The sequence below is a fragment of the uncultured Chitinophaga sp. genome, assembly GCF_937874145.1.
Lineage (GTDB): Bacteria > Bacteroidota > Bacteroidia > Chitinophagales > Chitinophagaceae > Chitinophaga.
This window is the reverse complement of sequence record NZ_CALNBI010000138.1, coordinates 1-25,923: the sequence shown is the minus strand read 5'-3', so window position 1 is coordinate 25,923 and position 25,923 is coordinate 1. Positions and strand designations below refer to the sequence as shown.

At 54.8% G+C, this 25,923-nt stretch carries 27 protein-coding genes; 9 read left to right on the top strand and 18 right to left on the bottom strand.

Features of this window, described 5'->3' with window-relative positions; genetic code table 11:
- Positions 1-40: 40 nt before the first annotated feature.
- From Q0510_RS06540 to Q0510_RS06525, 4 genes are read right to left on the bottom strand one after another with little or no spacing between them, the layout of a single operon-like run.
- Positions 41-1,105: a hypothetical protein gene (locus tag Q0510_RS06540; protein WP_298709350.1), complete on the bottom strand. Its 1,065-nt coding sequence runs from the start codon at positions 1,103-1,105 to the stop codon at positions 41-43.
- 28 nt (positions 1,106-1,133) lie between these two features.
- Positions 1,134-1,520 carry a DUF423 domain-containing protein gene (locus Q0510_RS06535; protein WP_298709348.1) on the bottom strand — a complete coding sequence of 129 codons (387 nt, stop codon included), beginning with the start codon at positions 1,518-1,520 and terminating at the stop codon, positions 1,134-1,136.
- Complete coding sequence (locus Q0510_RS06530) at positions 1,513-2,019, bottom strand: shikimate kinase (protein ID WP_298709346.1); 507 nt, start codon at positions 2,017-2,019, stop codon at positions 1,513-1,515. Before Q0510_RS06530 ends, Q0510_RS06535 begins: the two co-directional genes overlap by 8 nt.
- Positions 2,016-2,657 (bottom strand): 4'-phosphopantetheinyl transferase superfamily protein, encoded by a 642-nt coding sequence (locus Q0510_RS06525; protein WP_298709344.1) that lies wholly within the window; start codon positions 2,655-2,657, stop codon positions 2,016-2,018. The genes Q0510_RS06530 and Q0510_RS06525 overlap by 4 nt, the downstream gene beginning before the upstream one ends.
- A gap of 67 nt (positions 2,658-2,724) precedes the next feature.
- Between Q0510_RS06525 and dcd the strand changes: the two genes are divergently transcribed.
- A complete protein-coding gene (gene dcd, locus Q0510_RS06520; protein WP_298709342.1) occupies positions 2,725-3,261 on the top strand; it encodes a dCTP deaminase in 537 nt (178 codons plus the stop codon).
- A gap of 120 nt (positions 3,262-3,381) precedes the next feature.
- Here the strand turns inward: dcd and Q0510_RS06515 are convergent, their stop codons facing one another.
- The 6 genes from Q0510_RS06515 to Q0510_RS06500 all read right to left on the bottom strand — a co-directional run bounded on the left by Q0510_RS06515 (position 3,382) and on the right by Q0510_RS06500 (position 7,519).
- Positions 3,382-4,614: a serine hydrolase gene (locus Q0510_RS06515; protein ID WP_298709340.1), complete on the bottom strand. Its 1,233-nt coding sequence runs from the start codon at positions 4,612-4,614 to the stop codon at positions 3,382-3,384.
- Positions 4,615-4,670: 56 nt separating this feature from the next.
- On the bottom strand, positions 4,671-5,048 hold the full coding sequence (locus Q0510_RS06510; RefSeq protein WP_298709338.1) for a helix-turn-helix domain-containing protein: 378 nt from the start codon (positions 5,046-5,048) through the stop codon (positions 4,671-4,673).
- A 5-nt stretch (positions 5,049-5,053) separates the two neighbouring features.
- Positions 5,054-5,221: a type II toxin-antitoxin system HigB family toxin gene (locus Q0510_RS24850; protein WP_366940993.1), complete on the bottom strand. Its 168-nt coding sequence runs from the start codon at positions 5,219-5,221 to the stop codon at positions 5,054-5,056.
- The gene (locus Q0510_RS24845) at positions 5,146-5,352 is read right to left on the bottom strand and encodes a type II toxin-antitoxin system HigB family toxin (RefSeq protein ID WP_366940992.1); all 207 of its coding nucleotides are present in this window, start codon (positions 5,350-5,352) and stop codon (positions 5,146-5,148) included. Before Q0510_RS24845 ends, Q0510_RS24850 begins: the two co-directional genes overlap by 76 nt.
- A 252-nt stretch (positions 5,353-5,604) precedes the next feature.
- Positions 5,605-6,834 carry a TlpA disulfide reductase family protein gene (locus Q0510_RS06505; protein WP_298709336.1) on the bottom strand — a complete coding sequence of 410 codons (1,230 nt, stop codon included), beginning with the start codon at positions 6,832-6,834 and terminating at the stop codon, positions 5,605-5,607.
- A 1-nt stretch (position 6,835) separates the two neighbouring features.
- Positions 6,836-7,519: a YggS family pyridoxal phosphate-dependent enzyme gene (locus tag Q0510_RS06500; RefSeq protein WP_298709334.1), complete on the bottom strand. Its 684-nt coding sequence runs from the start codon at positions 7,517-7,519 to the stop codon at positions 6,836-6,838.
- Positions 7,520-7,723: 204 nt separating this feature from the next.
- Here Q0510_RS06500 and Q0510_RS06495 point away from each other — a divergent pair, with 204 nt between their 5' ends.
- The 3 genes from Q0510_RS06495 (at position 7,724) to Q0510_RS06485 (ending at position 10,926) form a co-directional block, all read left to right on the top strand.
- Positions 7,724-8,863, top strand: a complete 1,140-nt coding sequence (locus Q0510_RS06495; protein WP_298709332.1) for an acyl-CoA dehydrogenase — start codon at positions 7,724-7,726, stop codon at positions 8,861-8,863.
- 34 nt (positions 8,864-8,897) lie between these two features.
- Positions 8,898-9,845 carry an arginase gene (locus Q0510_RS06490; protein WP_298709331.1) on the top strand — a complete coding sequence of 316 codons (948 nt, stop codon included), beginning with the start codon at positions 8,898-8,900 and terminating at the stop codon, positions 9,843-9,845.
- Positions 9,846-10,092: 247 nt separating this feature from the next.
- Positions 10,093-10,926: a hypothetical protein gene (locus Q0510_RS06485; RefSeq protein ID WP_298709330.1), complete on the top strand. Its 834-nt coding sequence runs from the start codon at positions 10,093-10,095 to the stop codon at positions 10,924-10,926.
- On the opposite strand, the gene Q0510_RS06480 is transcribed toward Q0510_RS06485, so the two are convergent.
- Positions 10,908-11,990: a DUF3810 domain-containing protein gene (locus tag Q0510_RS06480; protein WP_298709328.1), complete on the bottom strand. Its 1,083-nt coding sequence runs from the start codon at positions 11,988-11,990 to the stop codon at positions 10,908-10,910. The genes Q0510_RS06485 and Q0510_RS06480 overlap by 19 nt on opposite strands.
- A 23-nt stretch (positions 11,991-12,013) precedes the next feature.
- On the opposite strand from Q0510_RS06480, the gene Q0510_RS06475 reads away from it, so the two are divergent.
- A complete protein-coding gene (locus Q0510_RS06475; RefSeq protein WP_298709326.1) occupies positions 12,014-12,901 on the top strand; it encodes a fructosamine kinase family protein in 888 nt (295 codons plus the stop codon).
- Here the strand turns inward: Q0510_RS06475 and Q0510_RS06470 are convergent.
- Positions 12,898-15,330 carry a PAS domain S-box protein gene (locus Q0510_RS06470; RefSeq protein ID WP_298709324.1) on the bottom strand — a complete coding sequence of 811 codons (2,433 nt, stop codon included), beginning with the start codon at positions 15,328-15,330 and terminating at the stop codon, positions 12,898-12,900. The two genes, Q0510_RS06475 and Q0510_RS06470, sit on opposite strands and share 4 nt — an antisense overlap.
- Positions 15,331-15,563: 233 nt before the next feature.
- On the opposite strand from Q0510_RS06470, the gene Q0510_RS06465 reads away from it, so the two are divergent.
- From Q0510_RS06465 to plsX, 3 genes are read left to right on the top strand one after another with little or no spacing between them, the layout of a single operon-like run.
- Positions 15,564-16,103, top strand: coding sequence for a DUF177 domain-containing protein (locus Q0510_RS06465; protein WP_298709322.1), 540 nt, complete (start codon positions 15,564-15,566; stop codon positions 16,101-16,103).
- A 30-nt stretch (positions 16,104-16,133) separates the two neighbouring features.
- Positions 16,134-16,328, top strand: coding sequence for a 50S ribosomal protein L32 (rpmF, locus tag Q0510_RS06460; RefSeq protein WP_109698752.1), 195 nt, complete (start codon positions 16,134-16,136; stop codon positions 16,326-16,328).
- Between the two features lie 48 nt (positions 16,329-16,376).
- On the top strand, positions 16,377-17,327 hold the full coding sequence (gene plsX / locus Q0510_RS06455) for a phosphate acyltransferase PlsX (protein ID WP_298709317.1): 951 nt from the start codon (positions 16,377-16,379) through the stop codon (positions 17,325-17,327).
- An 83-nt stretch (positions 17,328-17,410) separates the two neighbouring features.
- Here the strand turns inward: plsX and Q0510_RS06450 are convergent, their stop codons facing one another.
- The 3 genes from Q0510_RS06450 to mazG are packed head-to-tail and all read right to left on the bottom strand — an operon-like array spanning position 17,411 to position 21,869.
- Complete coding sequence (locus Q0510_RS06450; RefSeq protein WP_298709315.1) at positions 17,411-20,134, bottom strand: HAMP domain-containing sensor histidine kinase; 2,724 nt, start codon at positions 20,132-20,134, stop codon at positions 17,411-17,413.
- Positions 20,080-21,099 (bottom strand): hypothetical protein, encoded by a 1,020-nt coding sequence (locus Q0510_RS06445; RefSeq protein ID WP_298709312.1) that lies wholly within the window; start codon positions 21,097-21,099, stop codon positions 20,080-20,082. The genes Q0510_RS06450 and Q0510_RS06445 overlap by 55 nt, the downstream gene beginning before the upstream one ends.
- Positions 21,100-21,104: 5 nt before the next feature.
- Entirely contained in the window at positions 21,105-21,869 is a 765-nt protein-coding gene (mazG, locus tag Q0510_RS06440) for a nucleoside triphosphate pyrophosphohydrolase (protein ID WP_298709311.1), read from the bottom strand.
- A gap of 159 nt (positions 21,870-22,028) precedes the next feature.
- On the opposite strand from mazG, the gene Q0510_RS06435 reads away from it, so the two are divergent.
- Entirely contained in the window at positions 22,029-24,275 is a 2,247-nt protein-coding gene (locus tag Q0510_RS06435) for a Tex family protein (protein WP_298709310.1), read from the top strand.
- A gap of 50 nt (positions 24,276-24,325) precedes the next feature.
- On the opposite strand, the gene Q0510_RS06430 is transcribed toward Q0510_RS06435, so the two are convergent.
- The 3 genes from Q0510_RS06430 to Q0510_RS06420 form a co-directional block, all read right to left on the bottom strand.
- Positions 24,326-24,841, bottom strand: a complete 516-nt coding sequence (locus Q0510_RS06430) for a hypothetical protein (protein ID WP_298709308.1) — start codon at positions 24,839-24,841, stop codon at positions 24,326-24,328.
- 11 nt (positions 24,842-24,852) lie between these two features.
- Positions 24,853-25,488 carry a carbonate dehydratase gene (gene can / locus Q0510_RS06425; protein WP_298709306.1) on the bottom strand — a complete coding sequence of 212 codons (636 nt, stop codon included), beginning with the start codon at positions 25,486-25,488 and terminating at the stop codon, positions 24,853-24,855.
- A 20-nt stretch (positions 25,489-25,508) separates the two neighbouring features.
- The coding region (locus Q0510_RS06420) for an enoyl-CoA hydratase-related protein (protein ID WP_298709304.1) at positions 25,509-25,923 on the bottom strand (415 nt) is incomplete at its 5' end.

Below are 25,923 nucleotides of genomic sequence, written 5' to 3'. Positions count from 1 at the left end.
TTCAAATTGTGTGCTGGAATTGCAGGCTGCGGGAAAATAATTACGGATTGGTTTTCACAACACCCTGCATCCATCCGGCGATTTCCTTCAGCACGGAATCAGACGGCTGTTTGCCGCCGCTTTTGGAAAGATAATGATTCATTCCCGGAAATGCCTGAATGGTGGCCGATGGTATTACCCGTTGCCAGGCAGCGCTGTGGACCGAAGGGGCCATCAGTTCGTCGTTTCCGCCGAATACGGCCAGCACGGGGCACTTCACCTGATCCATGTATAACGCAGGACGATATGCCGCGAAGGCGGTCATTTCGGGCAGCGAATAAGTCTGGATGAGCATGAGGGCATAACCGGTCTCCGCGTTATCGGGGATTTTCTTTTCCTGCCTGAATGCTCTTTCGAATCCGATAGCAGCGCGTTTCAGTTGTTGCAACAGGGAATCCCGCGACTGCCCGGCACCTGCGATTTTCATGAGCACATCTCCCTCACGGGCTACGCGCTCCCGGAAACCGGGGTCCTTATTCGCATGCACGGCCGACATGAAATGCGCCATTGTAGCAGGGCTTTCCGCTCCCTGGGCCGCCATCGGCACGAAGAAGCGCAAAGCCGTATCCTGCGCGGCCACCATCAGTCCGGCGGCGGCTCCGGTGTTATGGGCCACGATGCCTGTCCGGCGGGGATCCACCTGGGGGAACGACCGCAGTTCCCGCAGTACGTCCGCGGCATCGCGGGCAATGGTGGCGTAACTGCCGTTGACGGCGGCGGGCCGGTCGTCGTAATACAATACGGCAAAACCCTCTTCCGCAAAGCGCTGCGCGATCTGTTCAAGCGCATCGGCAGGGAATACGGCGGCATCGAGATTGTAGTTGACGCTGCCGGGCAGCAGCAGGATGGCGGGGTGTTTGCCGTCTTTCCCCGGCCGGGTGAAAACGCCTTTGAGGCGGAAGGAATCGTTGGCGACGGGGACTTGCACCTCTTGCCGGAAAACCGCGGGTTTATCAGAGCGGACGGTCACCGTTTCATAATCTGCCGGGTCGAAAGGTTTTTCCTGTGCGAAAAGGGCGCAACTGATCATCAGCTGCAACCCGGTGAGGATAGCTTTTTTACGCATGGTTGGAGATATGGCGGGTATGCGGAAATTATTTTTTGAGGATGCCGATCAGCAGGCTGACCCATCCGGCGATGAAGAGCAGGCCGCCGATGGGCGTAATGGCGCCGATGCCGCGGAGGCCTACGGTTTCAGTGGCTTTCAGCATGGTCAGGATATACAGGGAGCCCGAAAACAGCAGGATGCCCAGCAGGAAGAAGCGCCCGGCCCATACGAGTTGCGGCGAAGGCATGTGTGCGTACAGGATACCCACCGCCAGCAGTGCAAACACGTGATAGAACTGGTAAGTAACCCCGGTTTGGAAAGTGCTCACGGTTTCAGGCGGTACGAGCTCTTTCAGCTTATGCGCGCCGAATGCGCCGAGGATTACGGAGAGGGCGCCGAGGGCGGCCGCCCATACTAAAAACGATTTATGCATGGTGGATCAGTTTGTCAAAAGTCTCCAAAGATACCTCATCGTCACTGATGATCACCTGACTTTGCTCATAATAAGGCTGGCGTTCCAGCAATTTCTTTTCGGTAAAGGCGGCGAGGTCTTCCGGCGTAAGGTCCTGGATGAGGGGGCGCTTGTGCTGTTTGCGCAGCAGCCGTTCCACCATCACGCCTACCGAAGGATTGAGCCAGATCGTTTTGCCGTGCTCGTTCATGAAGTCCATGGTATCGGAGAAGCAGGGCGTTCCGCCGCCGCAGGAAATCAGGAAGCGGTCGTTATCGAGCGCCAGTTCGCGCAGCAGGCGGCTTTCCAGTTCGCGGAAGTAGTTTTCGCCTTTGGTATTGAAGATATCGGCTACGGGCATGCCTTCCGTTTCAACGATGATATCGTCGAGATCGAAGAAAGGGAGCCCCCAATGTTCGGCGAGCTGTTTGCCCCAATAGGATTTTCCGGCTCCCATAAACCCCAAGAGAAAGATTTTCATTGCTGGTTCGGTTGTTTGTTTTCCCCGGCCGTCCAGGCGAGGCATAGGTTATTGTCGATGATGTACTGCAGGTTCAGGCAGGCCATACGGTCTTCCTTAAGGAAGTCGCAGACGAGCATTCCCGCCTGCTGGAGCGGAAAGGCCTGGAGCTGCATGTTGGCTTTGAAGTCGAGCCCGCCGAGGCCGTACCATTTGTATACGGCTTCTTTGGCCGACCAGCAAACGGTTTGATGTTCGAGCCGGCTGATGCCGGAGATGAACTGCCGTTCGCGTTCGGCGAGGAACTTGTGGGCTACGCGGCCGATTTTCGGTTGCACGTTTTCGATATCGATGCCTACATGCTCGCGGGTGCTCACGATGGCGGCGGCAAAATCGCCGCAATGCGAGATGGAAAAATAATAAGGATTTCCCGGAATATAAGGTTTCCGGCTGTCGAGGATCCGGATTTCATGAACGGGCAGCTCCGGGAAGAGCTCCACGAGGAGGTAACGCCCCGCGAAATGCTGGAGGCGCTTGTGGGGATGGTGAACGCCGGGGTCGATATTCACCCTCTCCCTGAAAAACCCTTCTTCTTCACCAATTTTCCACACTCCCAGCCGGGTGGCCGGATCGATTTGTATCGTTCGTATTAAAGCCATAAATTCGCCGCTTAAACGCGAATTTAACGGGAATTAAGCAACCGGCCTAACCTAAACACCATCACGCATGATCTTGTCTGACAAAAGAATTCTGGAAGAAATTGAAAAGGGCACCATCGTGATCAGCCCCTTCGACCGGAAATACCTCGGTACCAACTCGTACGACGTGCACCTGGGCAAATACCTGGCTACGTATGCGGACCGTGTGCTGGACGCCCGCCGGCACAATGAGATCGTGCATTTCGAGATTCCCGAAGAAGGCTTCGTGCTGCAGCCCAACACGCTCTACCTCGGCGTAACGCATGAATACACCGAAACCCACGCCCATGTGCCCTTCCTGGAAGGCAAAAGCAGCACCGGCCGCCTGGGCATCGATATCCATGCCACCGCCGGCAAAGGCGACGTAGGCTTCTGCAACACCTGGACGCTGGAGATCTCCTGCGCCCAGCCCGTCCGGATCTACGCCGGCATGCCCATCGGCCAGCTCATTTACTTCGTGGTGGAAGGGCAGATCGAAACTTTCTACAATAAAAAAGGCAACGCCAAATACAACGGCCGCACCGTTCGCCCCGTGGAATCCATGATGTGGAAGAACGAGTTCTAGCCGACTGCAATCATTTTGAAAGGGCTGTACCGGAATGGTACGGCCCTTTTATATTTTAGCACACGCCACCTGCGACATGACAAATTCCAGACAATTCTTTTTATTTCGAAACCGTATCCGCTACTCCAGCGCCCCGTAAGCCAGGATCCTGAACTTGCGGACGAAGTCCCCGTACCAGGCGTAAGGGCTCACATTCGTGAATACCAGCATGATTATGCCTTCTTTAGGATCGATGGTGTACTCGGAGCAATAGGCGCCGCCCCAGGTCAGGGAGCCGGGGCTGGCCTGGTCGCCGTAGCGCGAGTCTTCCGTGATGATCTGCAGGCCCAGGCCGAACTTGTCGTTCCGGTCCCACACGAAGCTGCCGCCAATCTGGTTGCGGCCCATCAGGTCCACCGTCTTGCGCGACAGCAGCCTTACATGGTTAAAACTCCCTCCGTTCAGGATCAACTGGCAGAGCCGGGCATAATCTGCCGCCGTGCTCACCAGCCCCGCTCCTCCGAGGAAGAGCGTTTGCTTGCCGGCCACGGGATATGTACGGTTGGATATGCTCCCATGAACCGTCAGCGGTGAATCGATGTGCCCTTTGGCGTACAATTCCACGAGGCGCCCGGCTTTGGAGGGCGGCAGGTAGAAATAGGTATCGTGCATGCCGAGGGGAGCAAAAATCCTTTCGTGGAAAAAATCCTTCAGGCACTTGCCCGATATCACTTCCACGATCCTACCCGCCACATCGGTATTATAGCCGTAAGTGAATTGCTCCCCGGGCTCGTGCACCAGCGGGCGTTTGGCGATCTGCTGAACGAGGGTTTCCATCGTTAGCCCCTTGAGGTCGCTGAGGTAAATATTGGGCTCCTTCACCGTAGGGTGCTGATAGGGAATGCCCGCTGAGTGCGAGAGCAGGTGACGGATAGTGGGCGCGGTTTTCGGGGCGCGGGTGCTGCCATCCTTTTCGAGGACCTGCACATCCCTGAACTCCGGCAGGAATTTGGAGATGGGATCGTCCAGGAAAAGGCGCCCTTCCTCATACAACATGAGCACGGCTACGGTGGTCACCAGCTTGGTCTGCGAGGCGATGCGGAAGATATCGTCCGTCCGCGCCGGGGTTTTCTTTTCCAGGTTACTGAAACCAAATGCCTTATGATGCACGATCTGCCCCTTCCGGGCGATAAAGGTGACGGCATTCGGCGCGAGGCCCTGCGCCACGGCAGCTTCAAAGAAACTATCTATCCGGTGAAGGCGGTCTGCCGAAAAACCGGCGGACGCGGGCGTAGCGGCCTTGCGGAAAGCCTGCTGGGCAAATACCGGCACCGCCAGCAGCAGCGCCCCCAGTACAACAAGGGATCTTTTCATACGTGAAATCTTATTCTTAAACCCCGAAATATAAAAAGATTCCCCAGCTTTTCCTATCAGGCATGCTCCAGCAAAAACGCCGCATCCATCTTCAACTGCATATGCAATGCCTTCAGAAAAGCAACGTCCGGCTGGCGCTTCCCCGTCAGGATCTCCGACAACTTGGATTTCGCCATCCCCAGCATTTCCGCCAGCTTCGCCTGCGTTATCTTCATTTCAAACATCTTCAGTTCCTCCGCCTCCCGGATCGATTTCGGCTTCCGTAACGGGAAAGACGCCATCGCTTCGTCCTCAAAACGCTCCGCCGCCACCGTCATTTCGGCCAGCGAACGCAGCTCCTCCGCAGTGAGGTCATCCTCACCACGGTCCATCATGCGATAGATCTCCACCATCACAGCATGGTATTCCTTCTTGCTTTGAATGATTATCGACATATACTTCAGTTTTTAGAAAAGTCCTGTAATACATTCCACCGGTCATACTCCTCATGCGTCCCCACAAACAGCACATACACCGTCCGCACCGCAAAATTCACCATCGCCACCACCCGGTATCTGTTGCCGCCAACATTAAATACAAACCGGCCCCTCCGTCTGCCGAACCGAATGTCTGCCGCATATCCGCAAAACACCGCCAGTCCGCTTTCTTTACTTCGTCATACCACCTCTTTAGCCCTTCATAGGCAAGAGGATGCCTGTGCGCAAATTCGCGCAACGCTTTCTTTGAGAGAATTACCATTTCCTCCGTTTTGTAAAACTATAACAAAGTTCATGAAATCAGAACACAGTTCTAGAAAGTATAACAAACAATATTGGGCTTTTCGGAGCCGTGTTCCATGTACTATTCACAAAACTAAAGGCTGTAAAGGACCCGGCAATTTTTAAAGGGCGAGAATATCTCCGAAAGGGAGAGAATATCTCAGGTTTCCGGAGAAATTAAAAAAACCGGACGCGTAAACGCCCGGTTTTATCCTGAAATTTAAAGATCGGCCTATTGCAGCAACCGGTCCATCAATGCATTGAATTCCTTCTTGTACGCCTCGTAATGCTCGCCGGTACCCGGACCGTTAAACCCGGTGTGCACCTCCACCACCTTGCCGCTCCGGTCCAGGTAAATGGTCGTCGGGAAGCCCTTCAGCCCCGTCAGCTGCGGAAGCGTCTTCTCCGTTTTCTGCGGATCAGCGGGCGTTACGCCCGTAATCAGCACCGGATAAGTCACGCCAAATTTCCTTGCGAACCCTTCCGCCGCTTTTTTCGACTTCTCAAAATCCGTCGTGCGCTCATAGGCCAGCATAACGATCTCCACGCCACGGTCCTTATTCTGCTTGTACCACTCGCTCAGGTATGCCGTTTCGTCCATGCAGTTGGGGCACCAGGAGCCCGACACCTGCACGATCACCGCTTTATTCTTAAAACGCTCGTCTTTAATGGAAACCGTTTGCCCGTTCAGGTCCGGGAACTTGAAATCGAGCGTTGTGCCCGGCTCCTTCACCGTATTGAGCGTGGTGGCGTCCTGGAGGCGGGCGCTGCTGTCTTTCCGCGCGGAAAACTGCTGCCGGGCGGTAATCCCCGCCAGGAACTGGCCGCCGCTGATGGTGGAATCGTTTTCGACCAGCGCCGTAAACAGGTAGGCATGCGACCCGTCGAAGGTCGACAGCTTCAGGGAGTCCCCGTCCACCACGCCCTGAAGGTAACGATAGTCGCCGGAAGTGGTGAGGAAGGTGCCCGTCACCTGGCTGCCTGTTTGCACGAATTCACCAATGGCGTAAGTGCTATCCGACCCGGGGCCTTCGTAAAACCAGGTGGGCCAGCGGCCGGTTACGTTGCGGGTAGCGGGTTTGGTTACGGCGAAGCGTTCAGATTTCCCGGGCTGCGCGTAGAAGTCGATATCCACGTCCTTATCGGCCAGGTGGCGTATCCACTTCCCCTGCAGGCTGCCGTTGAAGTACACTTCCGCTTTGAATTCGGAGTCAAAGAAAGGCATGCGGATGAAAACGGAGTCTTCCTGCATCCGCACTTCATCGACGCGCATCCGTTCGCCGGCATTGGTCACGTAAATTACCTGCGAGCCGGCGCTGTCCGCCACTTCGAAGTTGAAGACGATCTGTCCGCCGTCGGCCCTCGTCAGCTGGGCCTGCCAGGGGCCCTTGGTGAGCCCGGCCTGGCGCGTGGGCGTGCAGGCGCTAAAAGCCACGGCGGCTATCAGTAGGAGTTTTTTCATGCTATTGTTTTTGTGCGTAATTCCTGGCGCCGAACAGCAGGCTGCCGATGCGGACCAGCGTGCTGCCTTCTTCCAGGGCTATCGTATAGTCGCCGCTCATGCCCATGGAGAGCTGGCGGAATTCGTCGGTTACGGGGAAATACTTTGCCTTGGCAGCCACCTGCAATTCCTTCAGCCGGCGGAACTCGCTGCGCACCTGCGCCAGGTCGTCGGTATTGCTGGCCATTCCCATCAGGCCTGCGATGCGGATATTGGGAAGGGTGACGGATTGTTCCAGCACGGTTTCCAGTTCCGCTTCGCTGAAGCCGAATTTCGTTTCCTCGGTGGCGATGTGCACCTGCAGGAGGCAATCGATAGTCCGGCCGTTTTTGGCGGCCTGCTTATTGACTTCCTGGAGGAGCTTGAAGCTGTCGATACCGTGGATCATACTCACGAAGGGAGCGATGTATTTTACCTTGTTGCTTTGGAGGTGGCCGATGAAATGCCACTGGATGTCTTTGGGAAGAAGGCCTTCCTTTTCCACCATTTCCTGCACGTAATTTTCGCCGAATATCCGCTGGCCGGCATCATAGAGGGCGCGGATAGATTCAGCAGGTTTGGTTTTTGATACGGCTACCAGCTGTGCATGGAAGGGTTGGCACTGTCCGAGCACATGGTGGTAGTTGGGTAAATTCACTGCCATCATCCTACAAAAATAATAGACTTTTCTGACTTACGGACAGGTAGCAACAGGAATTCCTCCAATAAACCGGGGGAGTTATTATTAAAATATTCAACAATACGGGAGAAAATTGCGTGAGTTTTTAATTCTGCCGCACTGATTTTTTTAGGTGCCTATTTTAAGATAGGTTTGTAAGCACCAACAATCTTCTTTAAAATTCAATAGAACATGCATTTTCAGTTAACGGAAGAACATCTGATGATACAGAAAGCGGCGAGGGATTTTGCGGTGAATGAATTATTGCCCGGCGTGATTGAGCGCGACGAGCAGCAGAAATTTCCGGCGGAGCAGGTAAAGAAACTGGGAGAGCTGGGCTTTCTCGGCATGATGGTAAGCCCCGAGTATGGTGGCGCCGGGCTGGACACGATCTCGTACGTGCTGGCGATGGAAGAGATATCTAAAATAGACGCGAGCGCCTCGGTAGTGATGAGCGTGAATAATTCCCTGGTTTGCTGGGGGCTGGAAACATTCGGCAACGAAGAACAGAAAAGGAAATACCTCGTTCCGCTGGCCAAAGGCGAGATCATCGGCGCCTTTTTACTGAGCGAGCCTGAAGCCGGGTCCGACGCTACTTCCCAGCGTACCATCGGGGAAGACAAGGGCGACCATTACCTCGTGAATGGCACCAAAAACTGGATCACCAACGCCAATTCGGCGAGCGTGTACCTGGTGATGGTGCAAACGCATCCCGAACTGGGCAGCAAGGGCATCAATTGCCTCATTATAGAAAAGAATTCTCCGGGCATCACGCTCGGCGCGAAGGAAAACAAGCTCGGCATCCGCGGGAGCGACACGCACAGCGTGATGTTCCAGGACGTGAAGGTGCCGAAGGAAAACCGGATCGGGGGAGACGGGTTCGGGTTTAAATTCGCCATGAAGACGCTGGGCGGCGGCCGTATCGGCATTGCCTCCCAGGCGCTGGGGATCGCCAGCGGCGCCTTCGAACTGGCGTTGAAATACAGTAAGGAAAGGAAAGCTTTCGGCAAGGAAATATCCCAGCACCAGGCGATCCAGTTCAAACTGGCGGACATGGCCACCAAAATCGAAGCCGCCCGCCTCCTCTGCCTCCGTGCCGCCTGGGAAAAGGACAACCACATCGACTACACCCTGAGCGGCTCCATGGCCAAGGTATTCGCCTCCGAAACCGCCATGTGGGTAGCCACTGAAGCCGTACAGGTCCATGGCGGTTACGGTTATGTTAAAGAATACCACGTTGAGCGCCTCATGCGCGACGCCAAAATAACACAGATCTATGAAGGCACGTCTGAAGTCCAGCGCATCGTGATCGGCCGGAGCATCCTCGGCTAAGATCCCGCTTCAGCGGCCCGCACCAAAACATTGTATGAAAAATATCAAGATCATTGAAGTCAAATCCGAAATTGGCGCAGGCACACGCGGCGCCAGCCTGGGAGTAGACGCGATCAAGATTGCTGCACTTGATTTCATGAGCAATTTCTTCGTCCACTTCCCCACGGAAGAAATCGAAACGGAAAACAAATTGCTGTTCGAACCGATCGAATCCCCTTACGCCAAACGCATCAAGGGCACCATCAACATGTATGAGCGCGTCAGCAAATCCGTTTGCGACACGATCAAACAAAACTGGTTCCCCGTCGTGCTTTCCGGCGACCACAGCACCGCCGGCGCTACCATCGCCGGCCTCAAACTTGCCAGGCCCAAAGCCAAACTGGGCGTGATCTGGATCGACGCGCACGCCGATCTGCACACCCCATACACCACGCCCTCCGGCAACATGCACGGCATGCCCCTCGCCGCTTCCATCGCGGAAGACAATATCGAGAACAAGGTCCATGAGCTCGACGATAACACCGTCAAACTCTGGGGACAGCTCAAAAACCTCGGCAAGATCGCTCCCAAAGTGCTGCCGGAAGATATCGTCTTCATTTCGCTGCGCGACTACGAAAAAGAGGAAGACCACCTCATCCGCAAATACGGCATGAAAGTGATCACCACCAACGAAGTCCGCCGCAAAGGCGCGGAAGCCGTGGCCAGGAGCGTGTTCCGTTACCTGCACGATTGCGAGTACATTTACGTCTCCTTCGACGTCGACAGCCTCGACGCGTCCATCTCCCGCGGCACCGGCACCCCTGTCAGCAACGGGCTGCGCGAGCGCGAGGCCGAAGACCTCATTTCAAAATTCATGCAGCACCGCAAAATCTGCTGCTTCGAGATCACCGAAGTAAACCCTACGCTTGACCGTGAAAACCTCATGGCCGAAATCGCTTTCAACATCCTCCAGCGCAGCGTGAATGTGCTGATGATGAACTGATATACCGCCACGCGCATCTTGCCCTCACAGGGTGAGATGCGCGCGCGGTGGCTTCCCCATGTATCCTACCACCGGATTTTCATCTCCGGCAACCCATCCGACATTTGACACGGATCAATCATACCTCCCACCTCACCAGCCGAATTTCAAACAACAAATTGCCCTACATTAGTTACAGAAAGACCCCTTAGTCCCGTTAACCGCCTCCCTGCTACAGCACCGTCATTAACCCTCAAAACCCATAAGTATGAAAGTAACGTTCATTCTGCCTGCCTGTGCACTGGCATTGGCCCTGGTCCTCCATGGCTGTCAAAAAGATCCCCACCCGCCTGCGGACAACCTGGAATGCCGCATCACGAAAATCTCCGGTATCCTGGGCATCAGTTACCTGCCCGATTCCTTCATTTTTACCTACAACGGAAAAGGCGACCCGGTCAGCATCACCCGCAGTGTGATAGGGACTTCTTCCCCCAACTATTATTTCAGATATGACCAGCGGGGAAGGTTGACTGATTTTTACGGCGTCTATAACGACCACTCCGTTTTTGACACCTGGCATCGCTACCATCATGACCACAAAAACAGGATCGTTGTGGACACCACTTACGCCTTCGGCGACATAAGCCCCGATTACAGGCCTATCCCGGCCGCCGGCAGAACGGAGCTCGACGTCCGTAACATTTCCACATATGCTTACGATCACCAAAACCGTATCATCCGGTCTACCGACACGTATGGAAGGCCGTTTGTTTACATGATCCGGTTGTACAGCTACGATGCCGCCGGCAACCTGGTGAAGATCGAGGAACAGGTGGATGGATATTCCAATTTCATTACGATCAGTGGTTATGACCAGCAGATCAGTTACCGCCGGCTGCACCCTATCTGGCAGTTCCTGGACAGGGATTTCAGCCAGAACAATTCGTTACCGGTAACCACGTACAACCAGCATGGCCTGCCGGCAAAAATTTCCCTGAACAGTCACCAGACCGGTGTATTTGCCACGGAACCATTTACCTCCGCCGAATTCGAATATTCCTGCCAGTATCACTATAAGGCGATCTATCCTTTGATCCGGTAGTAATCCATCAACCAGCCCACAACTTCGCTGTAACTGCGGATGCCGTGTTGCTGGTTGTTGGCTTTCAGGTAGGAATCGTAGAAGATGGCGGAGAGGTCGTCGGCCGGGCCTTCGAATTTGCGGTAGAAGTCGATGAGCCGCTGTGCGTCTGCCCGGATGCCGGGGTGTGTTTTGTTCCATACGAGGCGTGCGAGCGGAGGGTCTCTCCTGGCGAGGCGCCTCACGGTGTAGAGCAGCATTTCGAAATTGGCGGCGTATTGGAACCGGGGATCGGGATAGCGGCTGGCGGCAAGGTAACCGATGAAGTTGGCGTCTTCTTCGGGTGCAAAACCCAGCTGGTGGGCGATCTCGTGGCAGGTAACGAACGGCACCTGGAAGGCCGGGACCGTCGTGTTGACCTGGGCTTCGTTGGTGAAGGGGTTGAGGTATCCCGTTACGCCCAGGTAATTGAGGTAATGCCCGAACATGGATTTTTTGATGGAGGGGATGTGATATCGCAGGGAAGGCTGCAGCTTCGCCAGTTCGCCGTAAGCCTTAGCGGCATCGGCGAATACCTGGCGGGGCAGGGTATCGGTTGCGGAAGGCAGCGCCTGGAGCGCGGCTTTATCGCGGTTGGTGAGTTTGACGAGCGTATCGGCGAGGAGGTAGAGGTCTGCTTTCGTGTACGGCTGCACGTCGAACCCCAGTTCCTTCACCATCGAACTGCGTTGATAATGAGCGCCCCAGAAAAGCAGGAAGAAGAAATACAGCCAGCAAAGGGACGAAACGGCCTTCAGGAGCCCGTATCCCAGGGCTTTCCATTGCGCCGTGAAGAGCCGCCAGATTGATTTTAATAAAAAAATAATCCCTATTATAACCCAAACGCAGTAAATTACATCGCCTATGCTGCCCGTGAATCGACCGAACAACTTTCTGAACAGCGTACTGATGAAATCGTACCACCTATGAAAGTAGATCCCTGCCAGCCATCCGTCCACCGCGACCGCCCAGGTCAGCAGGAAGATGCCCGCCAGCCCGAGCGCTATTGATATGATAGGTTTTCCGAACCGGTATTCTTTTTCCATTTTTAAGTGTAAGCGAAAGGAACATGTTAGACTTTACCATTCAACAGGAACTTGAAAAATCCCTCACCACCCATCTTCAACTCTCCGTGAAATTACAGATAATTCACGCAGAGCGGATACACGGGGGAGATATCAACGAAACTTTTCGCATAGACACTACGCAGGGCCGTTTCTTTCTCAAACTGAACGATGCCGCCAGGCACCCGGAAATGTTCACGCGGGAAATGTGCGGGCTGGAAGAACTGCGCCATCCGGAAGTGATTTCGGTGCCCCGCCCCGTCTGCAACGGCGTGGCCGGCAACCGCGCTTTCCTGGTAACGGAATACGTGGAGAAAGGCGCCGCCTCACCGGATTTCTGGGAGAACTTCGCCGCTTCGATGGCGAGGATGCACCAGCAAACGCGCCCCTGGTTCGGGCTGAATACTTCCAACTACATCGGTTCCATCAAACAATACAATACGCCCTATTCCAGCTGGGCCGTTTTCTATGCCATGAACCGCCTGCTCCCGCTGGCGAAAATGGCGTTCGACAATCACCGGCTCGACAGCCAGCTGATGCAGCGGCTCGAGAAACTCTGCCGCAGGCTACCCGAGCTTTTCCCCGAAGAGCCGCCCGCGCTGTTGCACGGCGATCTGTGGAGCGGTAATTTCCTTGTGGCGCAGAACGGCCGCGCCTGCATCTTCGACCCGGCGGTGTATTTCGGCCACCGGGAGATGGACATGGCGATGACGCGCCTTTTCGGCGGGTTCGACACGCGGTTTTATTACACCTACCAGGCCATCCACCCGCTGGAGCAGGGATGGCAGGAAAGGCTGCCGCTCTGCCAGTTGTATCCCCTGCTGGTACACCTCAATCTTTTCGGGGGCAGTTACTATTCCGATGTGAAAGAGGCGCTGGAGCAGTTCAACTAAATCTGGCCGCCGCCGGCCATGAAGGCCTGCATTTTCTGCAATTCATTTTCGATGATGGGAAAGAAACCGTTGACTTCTTCCATGATTTCGCCGAGGAGGGCGGGGATGGTTTCGAGGTTTTCGTTGTGGCGCAGGAGATTTTCCATGGCCTCCAGTTTGGTGGTGATCCAGGTGAGCCCTACCATGGAGAAGTTGGGCTTGATCTTATGGACCTGGAAACGGAGGGTTTCCCAATCGCCCGCATCCGCCACTTTGCGGATCTTCACCAGCTCGTCGCGGATGGTGAGCACATAAATGTCGAACAGATCGATGGCGTACCCGATGTTGCTTTCGTACAGCGTGTTTAGGTATTTGACATCCAGGTCGGGGTGAAATTCGTAGCCGCTTATATTTTGCACTTCCATAATGATTTCGGTTTCGTCTTCGTTGAGGTACTTGTTCAGCACCTGCAACAGCTGGTCGGGAGTATAAGGTTTCGTCAGTATTTCCGTTATTCCGATGTTCCTGGCCATGGCGAGCGTGCTTGGCATGGCGGTGGCGGTGGTGGCGATCACGGGGGTGGCCACATTGGGCCGCGATTCGTCTTCCCGGATCTTGCGGGCCAGCTCGAAGCCGTCCATTCCCGGTATCCGGATGTCCATCAGCACGAGGTCGAACTGCTTGGATTCCAGGAAATAGAGCGCGTCGGGGCCGTTGGTGGCCAGTTGGTAGTTGATCCTGTATTTTTCGAGGAGGCTGAGGATGTACTTGAGGTTCATGGGGTTGTCTTCCACCACCAGCACCCTGGCCTGCCCGAAATCGATGCGGGCGTATTTGTTTTCTATATCCTGCCCGCCTTGCCGCGCCGCGGAACGCCGGGTGTCGATGAACGGCAGCGTGAAGGTGAAACAGGTGTTGTACTCCCCTCCTTTCTCCACGGATATCCGCCCGCCCTGCAGTTCCACCAGTTGTTTGGCGATGGCCAGTCCGAGGCCCGTACCGCCGTAGCGCTCGCGGATGTCTTTTTCCGCCTGCTTGTAGTTCTGGAAGATCAGTTCCAGTTTGTCGTGCTGGATACCGATCCCGGTGTCACAAACCTGGAAGCGGAGCCAGAGCGCGTTGGCCTGGAGCTCTTCGAGGCTCACTTTTATGGCAATTTCACCCTCCTTGGTGAATTTTTCCGCATTACCTAACAAATTCATGAGGATCTGGTTCAAAATCATATCGTCGCCGATGAGGAGCGAATCGATACGTTTGTCAAGCTCCACGGTCACCTGGATCGGCCGTTGCCCGAGCTTCATCTGGAAGGTGTGCTTCATGCTCTGGACCAGTTCGCGGAGGTCGAATTCGCGGGGGTGCACTTCCTGTTTGCCGGCTTCGATCTTGGAGATATCGAGGATATCGGTGATAAGGCCGTGGAGGATGCCGGAGGAGTGCTTGAGTATTTTGATGTATTCTTTTTGTTCGTCGTTGAGGGCGGTTTCTTCCAGCAGGTGGGCCATCCCGATGATCGCGTTGAGGGGCGTCCGGATTTCGTGGCTCATGTTGGCGAGGAACTCCTTTTGGGTACGCTGGGCTTCCTCGGCGGCCTGCTTGGCCACTTCGAGCTCCCGCTGCAGCTGCTTCTGGGGGGTGATGTCCATATGGATGCCTACGCCGCCGACGGCCTTGCCGTCGCGATCGTAGATATTACCGGAGCTGGCGATCACCCATTTGCGGGTACCGTCTTTCACGACGATCTCCATATCATATAATAAGGCCACTTTCTTTTCCACGCGGTACCGGCGGAGGTTGCGGGCGTAGTCGCGGTTTTCTTCGGGCACAAAGATGTCGGTGATGTTGTTGCCGATGAGCTCTTCTTCGGTGTAGCCGGAAAGGCGGCAGAAGCTGTCGTACACTTTAACGATCTTCCCTTCGAGGTCGGTTTCGCAGAGGGCGGCGTTTAGGTTGTCGAGGATGACGCGGTATTTCTCATCGACGCGGCGGAGCTCTTCGGCGGCCTGCCGGTGGCGGGTGACGTCCACGATCTGCCAGATGGAGCCGGCGAACCGGGGGCCGTCGTACACGGGCATATAGCTGATTTCGAAGATACGGCCATTGCGGAAGGGGATTTCCCATCCGAAGAAGGGTTTTCTTTTCCGCCTCAACTCTTTCATTTTCAGCTCAAACGCCCCGGGATCATATACTTCTGCGGCAAAATGGGCGGTCATGGCCCGGAAGCTAAGGTCAAGTTGGTTACCTTTGTATGTCCCGGACTGGAAATATTCCATGAAAACGTCGTTCCCCCAGACAAAGCGGTGTTTTTCGTCGGTGACGAGTACGCCGGCGTTGGTGTTGCGGAGGAAAACGGCGATGGAAAGTGCGAAAATGGGGGGTGCTCCCCCGGCGTTCGGGGGTACAGTAAGTGAGTTCTTTGGGTGTGTCCGGCCTATTCTGTCTTTATCTGACATATCTTCGGGGGAATAGGGGGAACTGAAGGATTTCATGAGGCATGTGCAAAAAATGGTGATGCAGAGCGCGATATGAAGTTAGCAAAAATGGCGCAACTTACTAGCTGTAAATATCTGACATTTTTATATATTTTGTTATATAATATTAGCCTGAGAATCAACAAAAGTAGGAAATTTTTGCTTTTGGAAATATTTGTTTACCTTTGCATCCCTCTAAAAGGGAGGATTTTGATATGAAGCAACTCCGCGAATTTGACATAGCTTTTGTAGGTCTGACGCCCGGGGTGCATACATTCCAATATCAGATCGACGGCAATTTTTTCGAGAAGCTGGGCGCCGAGCCGGATTTTTCCGATTGTCACGCCACAGTCAACCTTACACTGGATAAGAAAGCGGGATTTTTCCTGTTGAAGTTTGAAGTGGGGGGCAGGCTGACAGTTACTTGTGATCGTTGCGGTCAGCCTTTCGAGCTGCAGCTCTGGGACGATTTCAACCAGGTGATCAAACTGGTGGACAACCCGGAGGAGATGAGCGCCGATGAGGATCCGGATGTGACGTATATCAGCCGGACGGAAAGCCACCTGAACGTGGCCGGCTTCATTTACGAGTTCATCAACCTGGCCATTCCCATGCAGCGCATCCATCCGGACGACGCCGGCGGGAAGAGCGGGTGCGACCCGAAAGTGCTGGAGATGTTGGAAAAAATGAAACAACAGGACGAACAACAGGCCAATCCGATCTGGAAAGGGTTGGAAAAGTTCAGGGATAATTAAAAACGTATTCAATTTTAAAAATTAAATAAGATGCCGAATCCTAAACGCAGACACTCGCAACAAAGATCAGCAAAGAGAAGAACACATTACAAGGCATTTGCTGAAACTTTAAGCACCGACAGCGCTACCGGCGAAGTGCACCTGAGACACCGTGCTCATTGGGTAGAGAACAAACTGTTCTACAAAGGAAAAGTTGTTTTGGAAAAACAAGCTGCTGCTAAATAATAATTTTTACTAATTTTACCCCCGAGCACACAAGACAAAACACAGTTCATGAGAATCGGGCTTGATATGATGGGCGGCGATTATGCCCCCGCAGAAGCAGTAAAAGGAGTTAAGTTATTTTTAAGCAAAGCATCTGATGCACATCTGATGTTGATTGGTGATGAGCAGGCCTTAACACCCCTCCTCACAGAAGCAGCGTTAGACCAGTCAAGATATACCGTTGTTCATTCATCCCAGGTAATCGGGATGAATGAACATCCTACCAAAGCTTTAAAGGAAAAGCCGCATTCTTCCATCTCCATCGGCTTCCATCTCCTGCAAAACAAAAAGATTGACGCTTTCATCAGCGCCGGCAACACCGGGGCAATGATGGTAGGCGCCATTTACTCCATTAAGGTCATCGAAGGCATCCAGCGGCCCACCATTTCCACCATCCTGCCCCGGGAAGACGGCTCTACCGGCCTCCTGTTGGATGTGGGCATCAACGCCGACTGCAAACCTGAGAACCTCGTTCAGTTCGCCATCCTCGGCTCCCTCTATGCCAAGTACATCCAGGGAGTAGACAATCCGAAGATCGGCCTCCTGAACCTCGGAGAAGAAGAAGGAAAGGGCAACCTCCTCGCGCAGGCCACCTATCCCCTCCTCAAAGAAAATCCCCTCGTCAATTTCGTTGGTAACGTAGAAGGACGCGACGTCTTTAAAAACACCGCGGACGTGATCGTTTGCGAAGGTTTCACCGGCAACGTGGTCCTCAAACTCGCCGAATCCTTCCATGATATCGCCGTAAGGCGCAATATCAAAGACGAATACCTCGACCGCTTCGATTTCGAGCAATACGGCGGCACTCCCGTACTGGGCGTATCCGAACCCGTTATTATCGGTCACGGCATCTCCGGCGAACGCGCTTTCTCCAACATGATCGTGCTGGCCGAACAGATGATCCGCACCAAACTCCTCGAAAAAATCCGCGAAAGCTTCGTGGTGACACCCGAAGCGTAAGTTATACCTGCAACAGACACACCTAATTCATTCGAAAGGGCTCCGGTAACGGCGCCCTTTTTTTATTGCACTGAATGGCGCGATCAGGCGTTATAATCCTGCTGATCGGCCACCAGGGGCAGCCTTACGAAGAAAGTGGTGCCCATGCCCGGGGAAGTCTTGAACCAGATCTCGCCGCCCGCCTGCTCCACGATGTTCCGGCTCATCGCCAGGCCAAGCCCCGTACCCGAAGACTTGGTCGTGAAGTTCGGCACGAAAATCTTCTCCTGCGCCTCCGGCGGGATGCCGGTGCCATTGTCGATCACTTCCACCACCACCCAATGCGGCCCTTCTTCCCTCATGCTGATTGCCACATGCCCCTCCTGCCCTTCCGGGATCGCCTGGATAGCGTTCTGCAACAGGTTCGTGAACACACGGTTGATCTGCGTCTTGTCCGCATCGATGAGATAGGGCTTGTCCTGCCGGCCGAAGTAGATATGGCACTCAGGACTGCTCATATACAGCGAAGTAAGCGATTGCAGCACTTCGCTGAGGGAAAAAACTTCGTTGTTGACTTTTGTGATATGGGCAAACGCCGCGAAGTCGGACGCAATGTTGGACAGGTGCTCGATTTGTTCCACCAGTGTATTGGCCACATTCCTGGAAAGGGCTTTTACGTCAGGGGAGTCGTTGGCGATGGCGCGTTGCAGGTACTGGATGCTGAGTTTCATGGGCGTCAGCGGGTTCTTGATCTCGTGCGCCACCTGCCGCGCCATTTCGCGCCAGGCGCCCTCCCGCTCGCTTTTGGCCAGCATAGCGGCGCTCACTTCCAGCTTCTGCACCATCTTGTTGTATTCGTTCACCAGCAGTCCGATTTCGTCGTCGGTATCCCAGCTGATGGCCTCGTTGTGCTGCCCGAGGTTCACGCTGCGCAGCTTTTCGGTGATGAGGGAGAAGGATTTGGTGATGGTATTGGAGATCAATAGCACCAGGATGCCTGCCATCAAAAAGATAAAGGCATTGATCGTGATCAGCGCCACGAGGAACGTCGAAATCTGCTGCCGCAGTTCGTTTTCGGTGGCAAAGTAAGGCACGTTCAGGAAGGCGAACACCTCACCCTGGCTGCGCATGGGTACATAGCTGCTGATATAGCCCATCCGCCCGATCTTCTCCTCCTGGATAAACTGGATGCGGCTGCGCTGCGAAAGCTGGTACAGCGCCATGGGATTCATGCCCGGCGACAGCAATCCCTTCTCGATCATCAACGGTTGCGTGCTAAGCTGCAACCTGCCTTCGGTATCGTAAATATTGATGTCCACATTGTGTTCCCGTGCAATATCGGCCACGGAAGATGCCAGGCGGGTGGAAAAGATCGAATCGTAAATCATGTCCAGATCGTCGAACTGACGGTGGTTGTAGAACACCTCCTCCATATCCTTGCCGATGCTCTGCACCGTTTCGCTGAGCTTTTGCGCGTTCTGCGCGCGGTACCGGTTGATGAAGAACAAAATAGTAGCAAGGCCCAGTGCGAGGAACGAAAACGCCACGGCGAAGATGATCGTGGTCTGCACCTTCGTCCGGATGCTCACCTTCAGGATGGCCCGCATATTCGACATCTGGAGGCGCGCCCTTACCAAAAGGTCTACCAGGCTGTATATCGCGATAATCAGCAGGAAAAGGCAGAACATGTAAGCGAACAGGGTGATGAATTCCAGGAAGTTCCTCGTCTTCTTCACCACCACCACCAGCTTATCTTTCGACGCTTTGTAAAACAGCAGGGAATGATCGGCCTCGTCTTCGTACACCACATCCGCCAGCGGCACTTCCGCCGCGCCCAGCCGGGTTTTGAAAGCGTAGTTGCCGTGGTTGGTCACCAGGATGTTCTTATCGTATACGGCCCAGGAATACTGAGTGGTGTTCTCTTGCCCGTCGAGGCGGTTGCCGTCGATGAGCAATTCGGGATAGAGCCGGTCGGTTTGTGCTATTTCGGGTTCGGAGCGCACTTCAAAGAACAGGTACCCGACGGGCGCCCCTTCCGTTCCGGGAAACTCTTTTTTACCGATATAGCTATAGTCGCGAAAGCTGCGTTCGTCGTAATACAGGTCTTCGCCCAGCACATGCGAGAGCGTGTTGCCCATGATCCGGTTCTGCAGGTCGTTAGTATAAAACAGGACATTGAAGCGGTTCAGGTATCGGGCAAAATATTTCTCCCGCAGCATGGCATCCAGCCGCCTGCGCCCTTCACGCGTGGGATGCCGGAAAAAGGCCTGGGCCTCAGGGTCCTGGATGAGGCGGTCGCCCACGTCATTCAGCAGCGTTTCCATGTAGGGATCGCGCTGCTTGGAGAGGTTTTCGGCTACCCGCATGCGGGTGCTCAGTTCCTTTTGGTTGTTGTAATACACGAGCACCGCGGAGGTGGTGACCGTCATCATCAGCATCCACATGATAAACGGCAGTGACGCGGAATTACCGCTGAAACGGGTTTCCAGCCAGTCGAGTATGGCCACATACGCCAGCAGCCACAACATCAGCACTACGGAGGCGCTGAAATCGGTCAGGTTGTAACGGAAAGCGAGCCACACCAGGCCCACAAGCGCCAGGGAGATGTATTTGGTCTTGTACTGGAAATCGGTGAGCTGGTTGAGGAGGTAATTGACGATCTGGGAAAAGAACAGGAAGCTGATGGCGATGAATCCGAGGCTCATGCTGCCGATCACGCTGTATTCGTTGAGGGAAAAGAAGTTGGTAACGTCGTAGGAGATCTTGGAGTCGATCACGAGGCTTCGGACGAGGTCGAGCAGGCCCCGATGATCAGCCAGCCCTGCCACTTTTTCCGGAGTACGGGCGGGTGAATGGTGCGCACGTGCTGGCGGAAGAACAAAATAAGCCAGAAGGTGAGCAATACGTTGAGGGACAAGTCTCCCAACGACTTGAACACATCATCCTTCGCGTAGATCGTGGGCTGGAAGAGGTTAAGCGTTCCCAGGTCGATGGGGAACGGGTACAGGTACGTCAGCACCCGGAACGTGAGCACTACCACGAAAAGGAAGAGAAACCCCCAGATTGGCGTGAGCTTCCGCGCCATGAGCGAGGCAAAGAGATTGATGAATATGAACACGCAGATCACGCCCAGGGTCAGCAGGAGCACACTCGCCAGGCTGGGTGCGGCGTCTGATTTGGCGGGGTCGTAGTGGAGGTAGAAAAGAATGCCTTTATCCGCATCCACGACGGGCAATCCCGGCGGTTTGGGCTGGATGGTATATTCCGGCCCGATGGCGGGGCGGCCGTAGAAGGAGGAGCCGAGGTAATCGTTGTTGATGGCGAATTCCTCTTTTACCGGAAGCAATCCTACCAGCCACTGGTGGGGGGCGGGCCGGTGCGTGAGGACCACATACCACCCGTTGGCCATTTTCCGGAAGCTCGTTGCGGGCGTGGTGGTGTTGGGGGGCGGGGGCTCCACGGTGTTGGTGCTCCAGAACCGCAGCCGGGTGCCTGCTTCGGTGGAGTCGTAGGCGAAAACATGGTAGCTTTCACCATAGGTTTCTTCAAGGGTTTCGCGGCTGTAATCGCCGCGGAAGAGGCTGTTCACCACGGCGGTGTCGGCCGTGAGCTCCCGGAAATCTTCCTGCCGGCTGTGAATATCGTTTTCCAGGCTGCGCTGGACGCCGTGTGGGGAAGAATAGTAACTCCAGTAGTTATTGAACAGGAACGCGAACGTGAACAGCCAGGCCGCTATGATGAGCAGGTAGCCGTTCCGGAGGAAGAATAGCCGTATTTCCTTGATATCCAGCATGTCTGTTATTCGCCTTCCTTGATTTTATTCCAGAGGCCGTCCATTTCCGCGAGGTCCATATCGGTGAGCTTGCGGCCCTGGCCGGCGGCCATTTCTTCCATTTTTCGGAAGCGCGCGATGAATTTTTTGTTCGTGCGCTCCAGGGCGTTTTCGCCATCAATCCCCAAAAACCGGCTGTAATTGACCAGGGCGAACATCAGGTCGCCGAACTCGGCTTCCACCTGGTCCTGATCCTGCTGGCCGATCGCTTCCTGCAATTCCGCGGTTTCCTCCTCCACTTTCGCCCACACCTGTTCTTTATTCTCCCATTCGAAGCCTACCTGGCGGGCCTTGTCCTGCAGCCGCATCGCTTTCACGAGGGCGGGCAGCGATTTGGGTACGCCGCTGAGTACGGATTCCTTTCCTTCCCGCATCTTCAGCTTTTCCCAGTTCTGCTTCACTTCGTCTTCGTTCTCCACTTTTACGTCGCCGTAAATATGCGGATGCCGGGAGATAAGCTTTTCGCACACCCCGTTGATGACGTCGGTAATGTTGAATTGCTGTTTTTCGGAGCCGATTTTGGCGTAAAACACGATATGGAGGAGCAGATCGCCCAGTTCTTCTTTGATTCCTTTATAATCTTCGTCGGTAATGGCGTCCGCCAGTTCGTACAGTTCCTCGATGGAAAGCTGCCGCAGCGAGAGCATGGTTTGCTTCCTGTCCCAGGGGCATTTTTCCCGCAGGTCGTCCATTATCTGCAATAATCTGTTAAAAGCTTGGTCCGGCTGCATAACAATAAATGTGAATGTTCCGCTGCTAAGAAACGGAAAAATAATGGAAAATCGGGATTCGGGGGTTGGCGGCGGGTGATGGTGTTAATTTCTTTTTCTTGCTTGAACAGCCAATTTGGTTAGATTTGCGGCCTTAGAAAAATCACAAAACGTATTGATATGAATCCGAAACACGTGGCGCTCATTTCTGCCGAACTGAACATTTCGATGGGGCAGGCTGAGAATACCATGCGCCTTTTGTCTGAAGGCTCCACCGTCCCCTTCATCAGCCGATACCGGAAAGAGCAGACGGGCAGCCTGGACGAGGTGCAGATCGGAAAGGTAGAGGACCTGGGCAAACGCTACCAGGAAGTGGACGACCGCAGGGCCACCATTATCAAGACCATCGGCGAACAGGGCAAACTCACCCCCGAGCTGGAGGAAAAGATCAATGCCACCTGGGTGCTCGCCGAGCTGGAAGACATCTATCTTCCTTATAAACCTAAACGCAAGACCCGCGCCACGCAGGCCATCGAGAAAGGCCTCGAGCCCCTGGCCGAAACGCTCCTGCTGCAGCAGGACGGCGATATCGACGAAGCCGCCAAAGCGTTTATCAATGAACAGGTGGCCAGTACAGACGAAGCGCTCAAAGGCGCGCGCGACATCATCGCAGAACGTATCAACGAAAACGCAGAACTGCGCGACAAACTCCGCAAGCTCTTCACCCATACCGCCAAGTTCAGCTCAAAAGTGATCGAGGGCAAGGAAACCGACGGCGTGAAATACAAGGATTACTTTGATTTCAACGAAGAACTGACTTCCATCCCCTCCCACCGCGTGCTGGCCATCCTCCGCGCCGAGGCGGAAGGCATACTGTTCGGTAACATCGCGCCGGATGAAGAAGAAGCCAAAGGCATCGTGCACAAGCAGTTCGTGACCGGCAACGGCCCTGCCAGCCAGCAGGTAGCCAAAGCTGCCGACGATGCTTACAAGCGACTGCTCCGCCCCTCCCTGGAGAACGAATCCCGCTCCGTAGCCAAGGAAAAAGCAGATACCGAAGCGATCGACGTATTCGCCGAGAACCTCCGCCAGCTGCTCCTCGCCGCGCCCCTCGGCCCTAAAGCCGTGATAGCGGTGGACCCGGGCTACCGCACCGGCTGTAAAACCGTAGCGCTCGACAACCAGGGCAACCTCCTGGCCAACGACGTCATCTTCCCCCTCGAAAAGAACTACAAAGCCCAGGACGCCGAGCACCTGCTCAAAACCTGGGTGCAGAAATACGACGCCGCCGCCATCGCCGTAGGCAATGGTACTGCAGGCCGCGAAACCGAAGAGTTCATCAAGAAGCTCGACTTCGGCAAGAAAGTAAACGTGTTCATGGTGAACGAAAGCGGCGCCTCCGTGTATTCCGCTTCCGAAGTGGCGCGTGAAGAGTTCCCCGACCACGACGTGACCGTGCGCGGCGCCGTATCCATCGGCCGCAGGCTCATCGATCCCCTCGCCGAACTGGTGAAAATCGATCCGAAAGCCATCGGCGTGGGCCAGTACCAGCACGACGTGAACCAGAGCCACCTCAAGCAAAGCCTCGACCGCGTGGTAGTGAGCTGCGTGAACAACGTGGGCGTGAACCTCAACACCGCGTCCAAACACCTGCTCGCCTACATCTCGGGCCTCGGCCCTTCCCTGGCGGAAAACATCGTGAAATACCGCAAAGAGAATGGTGCCTTCAAAAACCGCCAGGAACTGAAAAAGGTATCCCGCCTGGGCGATAAAGCATTCGAACAGTGCGCCGGCTTCCTCCGGATCGAGAATGGCGACAACCCGCTCGACAACTCCGCCGTTCACCCCGAACGCTATAAACTGGTGGAAGAAATCGCCGCCAAACAGCAATGCAGCGTGGAAGAACTGATGGGGAAGGAAGATCTCCGCAAAAAGATCAATATCAAGGAATTCATCACCGAAGAGATCGGCCAGCTCACCGTGGAAGACATCCTCAAGGAGCTCGCCAAGCCCAGCCGCGACCCGCGCGACGAGATCGCCATCTTCGAATATGCGGAAGGCATCAAGTCGATGGAAGACGTGAAGCCCGGCATGACGCTCCCCGGCGTGGTGACCAACATCACCGCCTTCGGCGCGTTCGTGGATATCGGCGTGAAACAGGACGGCCTGGTGCATATCTCCCACCTCAGCAATAAGTTCATCAGCAACCCCAACGAAGCCGTGAAACTCAACCAGAAAGTAACGGTAACCGTGCTGGAGGTAGACATCGCGCGCAAGCGTATCTCGCTTTCCATGAAAGACAATGCCCCGCAATCCGGCAACGGCGGCGGTGGCGGCGGACAGCGCAGGGAGCGCAAACCCGCGAAGGAAGAACCGCTGAACGACTTCCAGGCCAAATTGCTGGCGCTGAAGTCCAAATTCAAGTGATCACACACTGGCAACACATAAAAAAGCCCGGTAGCGATACCGGGCTTTTTCTATTGGGTGGATTCGAATTTCATCATCCATTGCAGGAGCTTGTCCGGATATGCGGAATCCCCGTTTTCACCATACAGTTTCACGACCTTGTCCCGCGCGATGCCGATATAGATCACATCCTTTTTCATATCGATGGCGATCGCCGCTTCTTCCACGGAGCAATTATGCGGTTTGCAGCCTTCGTTGAAAAGAATACCGTTATCGACTTCGATGGGCGGCGTGGTGCCGTAGCGGTTGGTGAAGTCCTTTTCTTCCGCTCCCAGTATGGCTTTCAGGCGTTCTTTCAGCGGCTGTTTTTGCAGGAGCTTCACATCCGAGGCATATTTCCCGTTATACTGTTCGAATGTTTTCCACGATTCCACGAGCGCGGGCACAACGGCCGTATCGGTGATGGTGATCATGGTGTCTGTTGGCGTCATGACCACGGAATCGGGCGGGCTGGAACCGGTTTCCGGCTTCTGCCGGGGCTGGCAGGCAACCGCGAGGGTGGCCAGCAGCAGCAATCCATATTTCATGTGCTTCGGCTTTACAGGTTGTATTCGTAGAGCGGGTCAAAGTGCTGGCCTGGCTCCATATCGAAAACGGGGTTGATGAGCCCGTCGCTCAGGCCGTACACCCAGCCATGCAGGTAAGGCCTTTTATGTTTGTGCCATGCTTCCTGAACGGCGATCGTCTTGGCGAGGTTCATCACCTGCTCTTTCACATTCAGTTCGATGAGGCGGTCTACTTGCTGATCGGGTGTTTCCAGCGCATCAATTTCATCTTTATGAAAGCGGTATACGTCTTTGATGTGTTTCAGCCAGGGGTTGATGATACCGAGGTTCTGGTTCCCCATGGCGGCTCTTACCCCGCCGCAGCCGTAGTGGCCTACGACAAGGATGTGTTCCACTTCGAGGACTTTCACTGCGTATTCCAGGACGGAAAGGAGGTTCATGTCGGTATGCACCACCATGTTGGCGATGTTTCGGTGAACGAAGATTTCGCCGGGTTGGGTGTTGGTGATACGGTCGGCCGGAACGCGGCTGTCGGAGCAACCGATCCAGAGGAATTTGGGGGCTTGCTGATCCTGCAGGCGGTGGAAGAAGTCTTTATCTTCCGCTACCATTCTCGCGGCCCATTCCTTGTTGTTTTCCAGTAACTGTTCAAAAGGTTGCACTTGCATACGCGTTTGATTTTATATGGTTATTTGCCGGTGAACACGGGCTCTCTTTTTTCCATGAAAGCCTTCATGCCCTCTTTCTGGTCTTCCGACGCGAAGAGGAGGTAAAAATTCTTTCTTTCGAAGTGCAGGCCTTCTTCCAGGGTGCTGTCGAAGGCGCGGAGCACGGATTCCTTGGCCATTTTCACGGCCAGCGGGCTTTGTTTGGCTACATCGGCCGCGAGGCGGAAGGCATCTTCCAGGAAGAGCTCCACGGGCGCAATGCGGTTGATGAGGCCTGCGGCGAGGGCTTCTTCGGCGGAGATGAACCTGCCGGTGAGCACCATTTCCATCGCCAGGGCTTTGCCAACGGCGCGGGTAAGGCGTTGTGTGCCGCCGGCGCCCGGCATTACGCCGATTTTGATTTCGGGCTGGCCGAATTTCGCCGTTTCGCTGGCT

What these genes read in the sequence shown, in the direction of transcription:
- Q0510_RS06430 (WP_298709308.1), bottom strand. Translation starts at nt 24,841, where the DNA reads ATGAAATATGGATTGCTGCTGCTGGCCACCCTCGCGGTTGCCTGCCAG.
- Q0510_RS06510 (WP_298709338.1), bottom strand. Translation starts at nt 5,048, where the DNA reads ATGTCGATAATCATTCAAAGCAAGAAGGAATACCATGCTGTGATGGTG.
- Q0510_RS06530 (WP_298709346.1), bottom strand. Translation starts at nt 2,019, where the DNA reads ATGAAAATCTTTCTCTTGGGGTTTATGGGAGCCGGAAAATCCTATTGG.
- Q0510_RS06465 (WP_298709322.1), top strand. Translation starts at nt 15,564, where the DNA reads ATGAAGCAACTCCGCGAATTTGACATAGCTTTTGTAGGTCTGACGCCC.
- plsX (WP_298709317.1), top strand. Translation starts at nt 16,377, where the DNA reads ATGAGAATCGGGCTTGATATGATGGGCGGCGATTATGCCCCCGCAGAA.
- Q0510_RS06500 (WP_298709334.1), bottom strand. Translation starts at nt 7,519, where the DNA reads ATGATGGCAGTGAATTTACCCAACTACCACCATGTGCTCGGACAGTGC.
- rpmF (WP_109698752.1), top strand. Translation starts at nt 16,134, where the DNA reads ATGCCGAATCCTAAACGCAGACACTCGCAACAAAGATCAGCAAAGAGA.
- Q0510_RS06495 (WP_298709332.1), top strand. Translation starts at nt 7,724, where the DNA reads ATGCATTTTCAGTTAACGGAAGAACATCTGATGATACAGAAAGCGGCG.
- Q0510_RS06525 (WP_298709344.1), bottom strand. Translation starts at nt 2,657, where the DNA reads ATGGCTTTAATACGAACGATACAAATCGATCCGGCCACCCGGCTGGGA.
- Q0510_RS06435 (WP_298709310.1), top strand. Translation starts at nt 22,029, where the DNA reads ATGAATCCGAAACACGTGGCGCTCATTTCTGCCGAACTGAACATTTCG.
- Q0510_RS06505 (WP_298709336.1), bottom strand. Translation starts at nt 6,834, where the DNA reads ATGAAAAAACTCCTACTGATAGCCGCCGTGGCTTTTAGCGCCTGCACG.
- Q0510_RS06485 (WP_298709330.1), top strand. Translation starts at nt 10,093, where the DNA reads ATGAAAGTAACGTTCATTCTGCCTGCCTGTGCACTGGCATTGGCCCTG.
- mazG (WP_298709311.1), bottom strand. Translation starts at nt 21,869, where the DNA reads ATGCAGCCGGACCAAGCTTTTAACAGATTATTGCAGATAATGGACGAC.
- Q0510_RS06445 (WP_298709312.1), bottom strand. Translation starts at nt 21,099, where the DNA reads ATGCTGGATATCAAGGAAATACGGCTATTCTTCCTCCGGAACGGCTAC.
- Q0510_RS06490 (WP_298709331.1), top strand. Translation starts at nt 8,898, where the DNA reads ATGAAAAATATCAAGATCATTGAAGTCAAATCCGAAATTGGCGCAGGC.
- Q0510_RS06470 (WP_298709324.1), bottom strand. Translation starts at nt 15,330, where the DNA reads ATGTCAGATAAAGACAGAATAGGCCGGACACACCCAAAGAACTCACTT.
- dcd (WP_298709342.1), top strand. Translation starts at nt 2,725, where the DNA reads ATGATCTTGTCTGACAAAAGAATTCTGGAAGAAATTGAAAAGGGCACC.
- Q0510_RS06515 (WP_298709340.1), bottom strand. Translation starts at nt 4,614, where the DNA reads ATGAAAAGATCCCTTGTTGTACTGGGGGCGCTGCTGCTGGCGGTGCCG.
- Q0510_RS06540 (WP_298709350.1), bottom strand. Translation starts at nt 1,105, where the DNA reads ATGCGTAAAAAAGCTATCCTCACCGGGTTGCAGCTGATGATCAGTTGC.
- Q0510_RS06475 (WP_298709326.1), top strand. Translation starts at nt 12,014, where the DNA reads ATGTTAGACTTTACCATTCAACAGGAACTTGAAAAATCCCTCACCACC.
- Q0510_RS24845 (WP_366940992.1), bottom strand. Translation starts at nt 5,352, where the DNA reads ATGGTAATTCTCTCAAAGAAAGCGTTGCGCGAATTTGCGCACAGGCAT.
- can (WP_298709306.1), bottom strand. Translation starts at nt 25,488, where the DNA reads ATGCAAGTGCAACCTTTTGAACAGTTACTGGAAAACAACAAGGAATGG.
- Q0510_RS06535 (WP_298709348.1), bottom strand. Translation starts at nt 1,520, where the DNA reads ATGCATAAATCGTTTTTAGTATGGGCGGCCGCCCTCGGCGCCCTCTCC.
- Q0510_RS06480 (WP_298709328.1), bottom strand. Translation starts at nt 11,990, where the DNA reads ATGGAAAAAGAATACCGGTTCGGAAAACCTATCATATCAATAGCGCTC.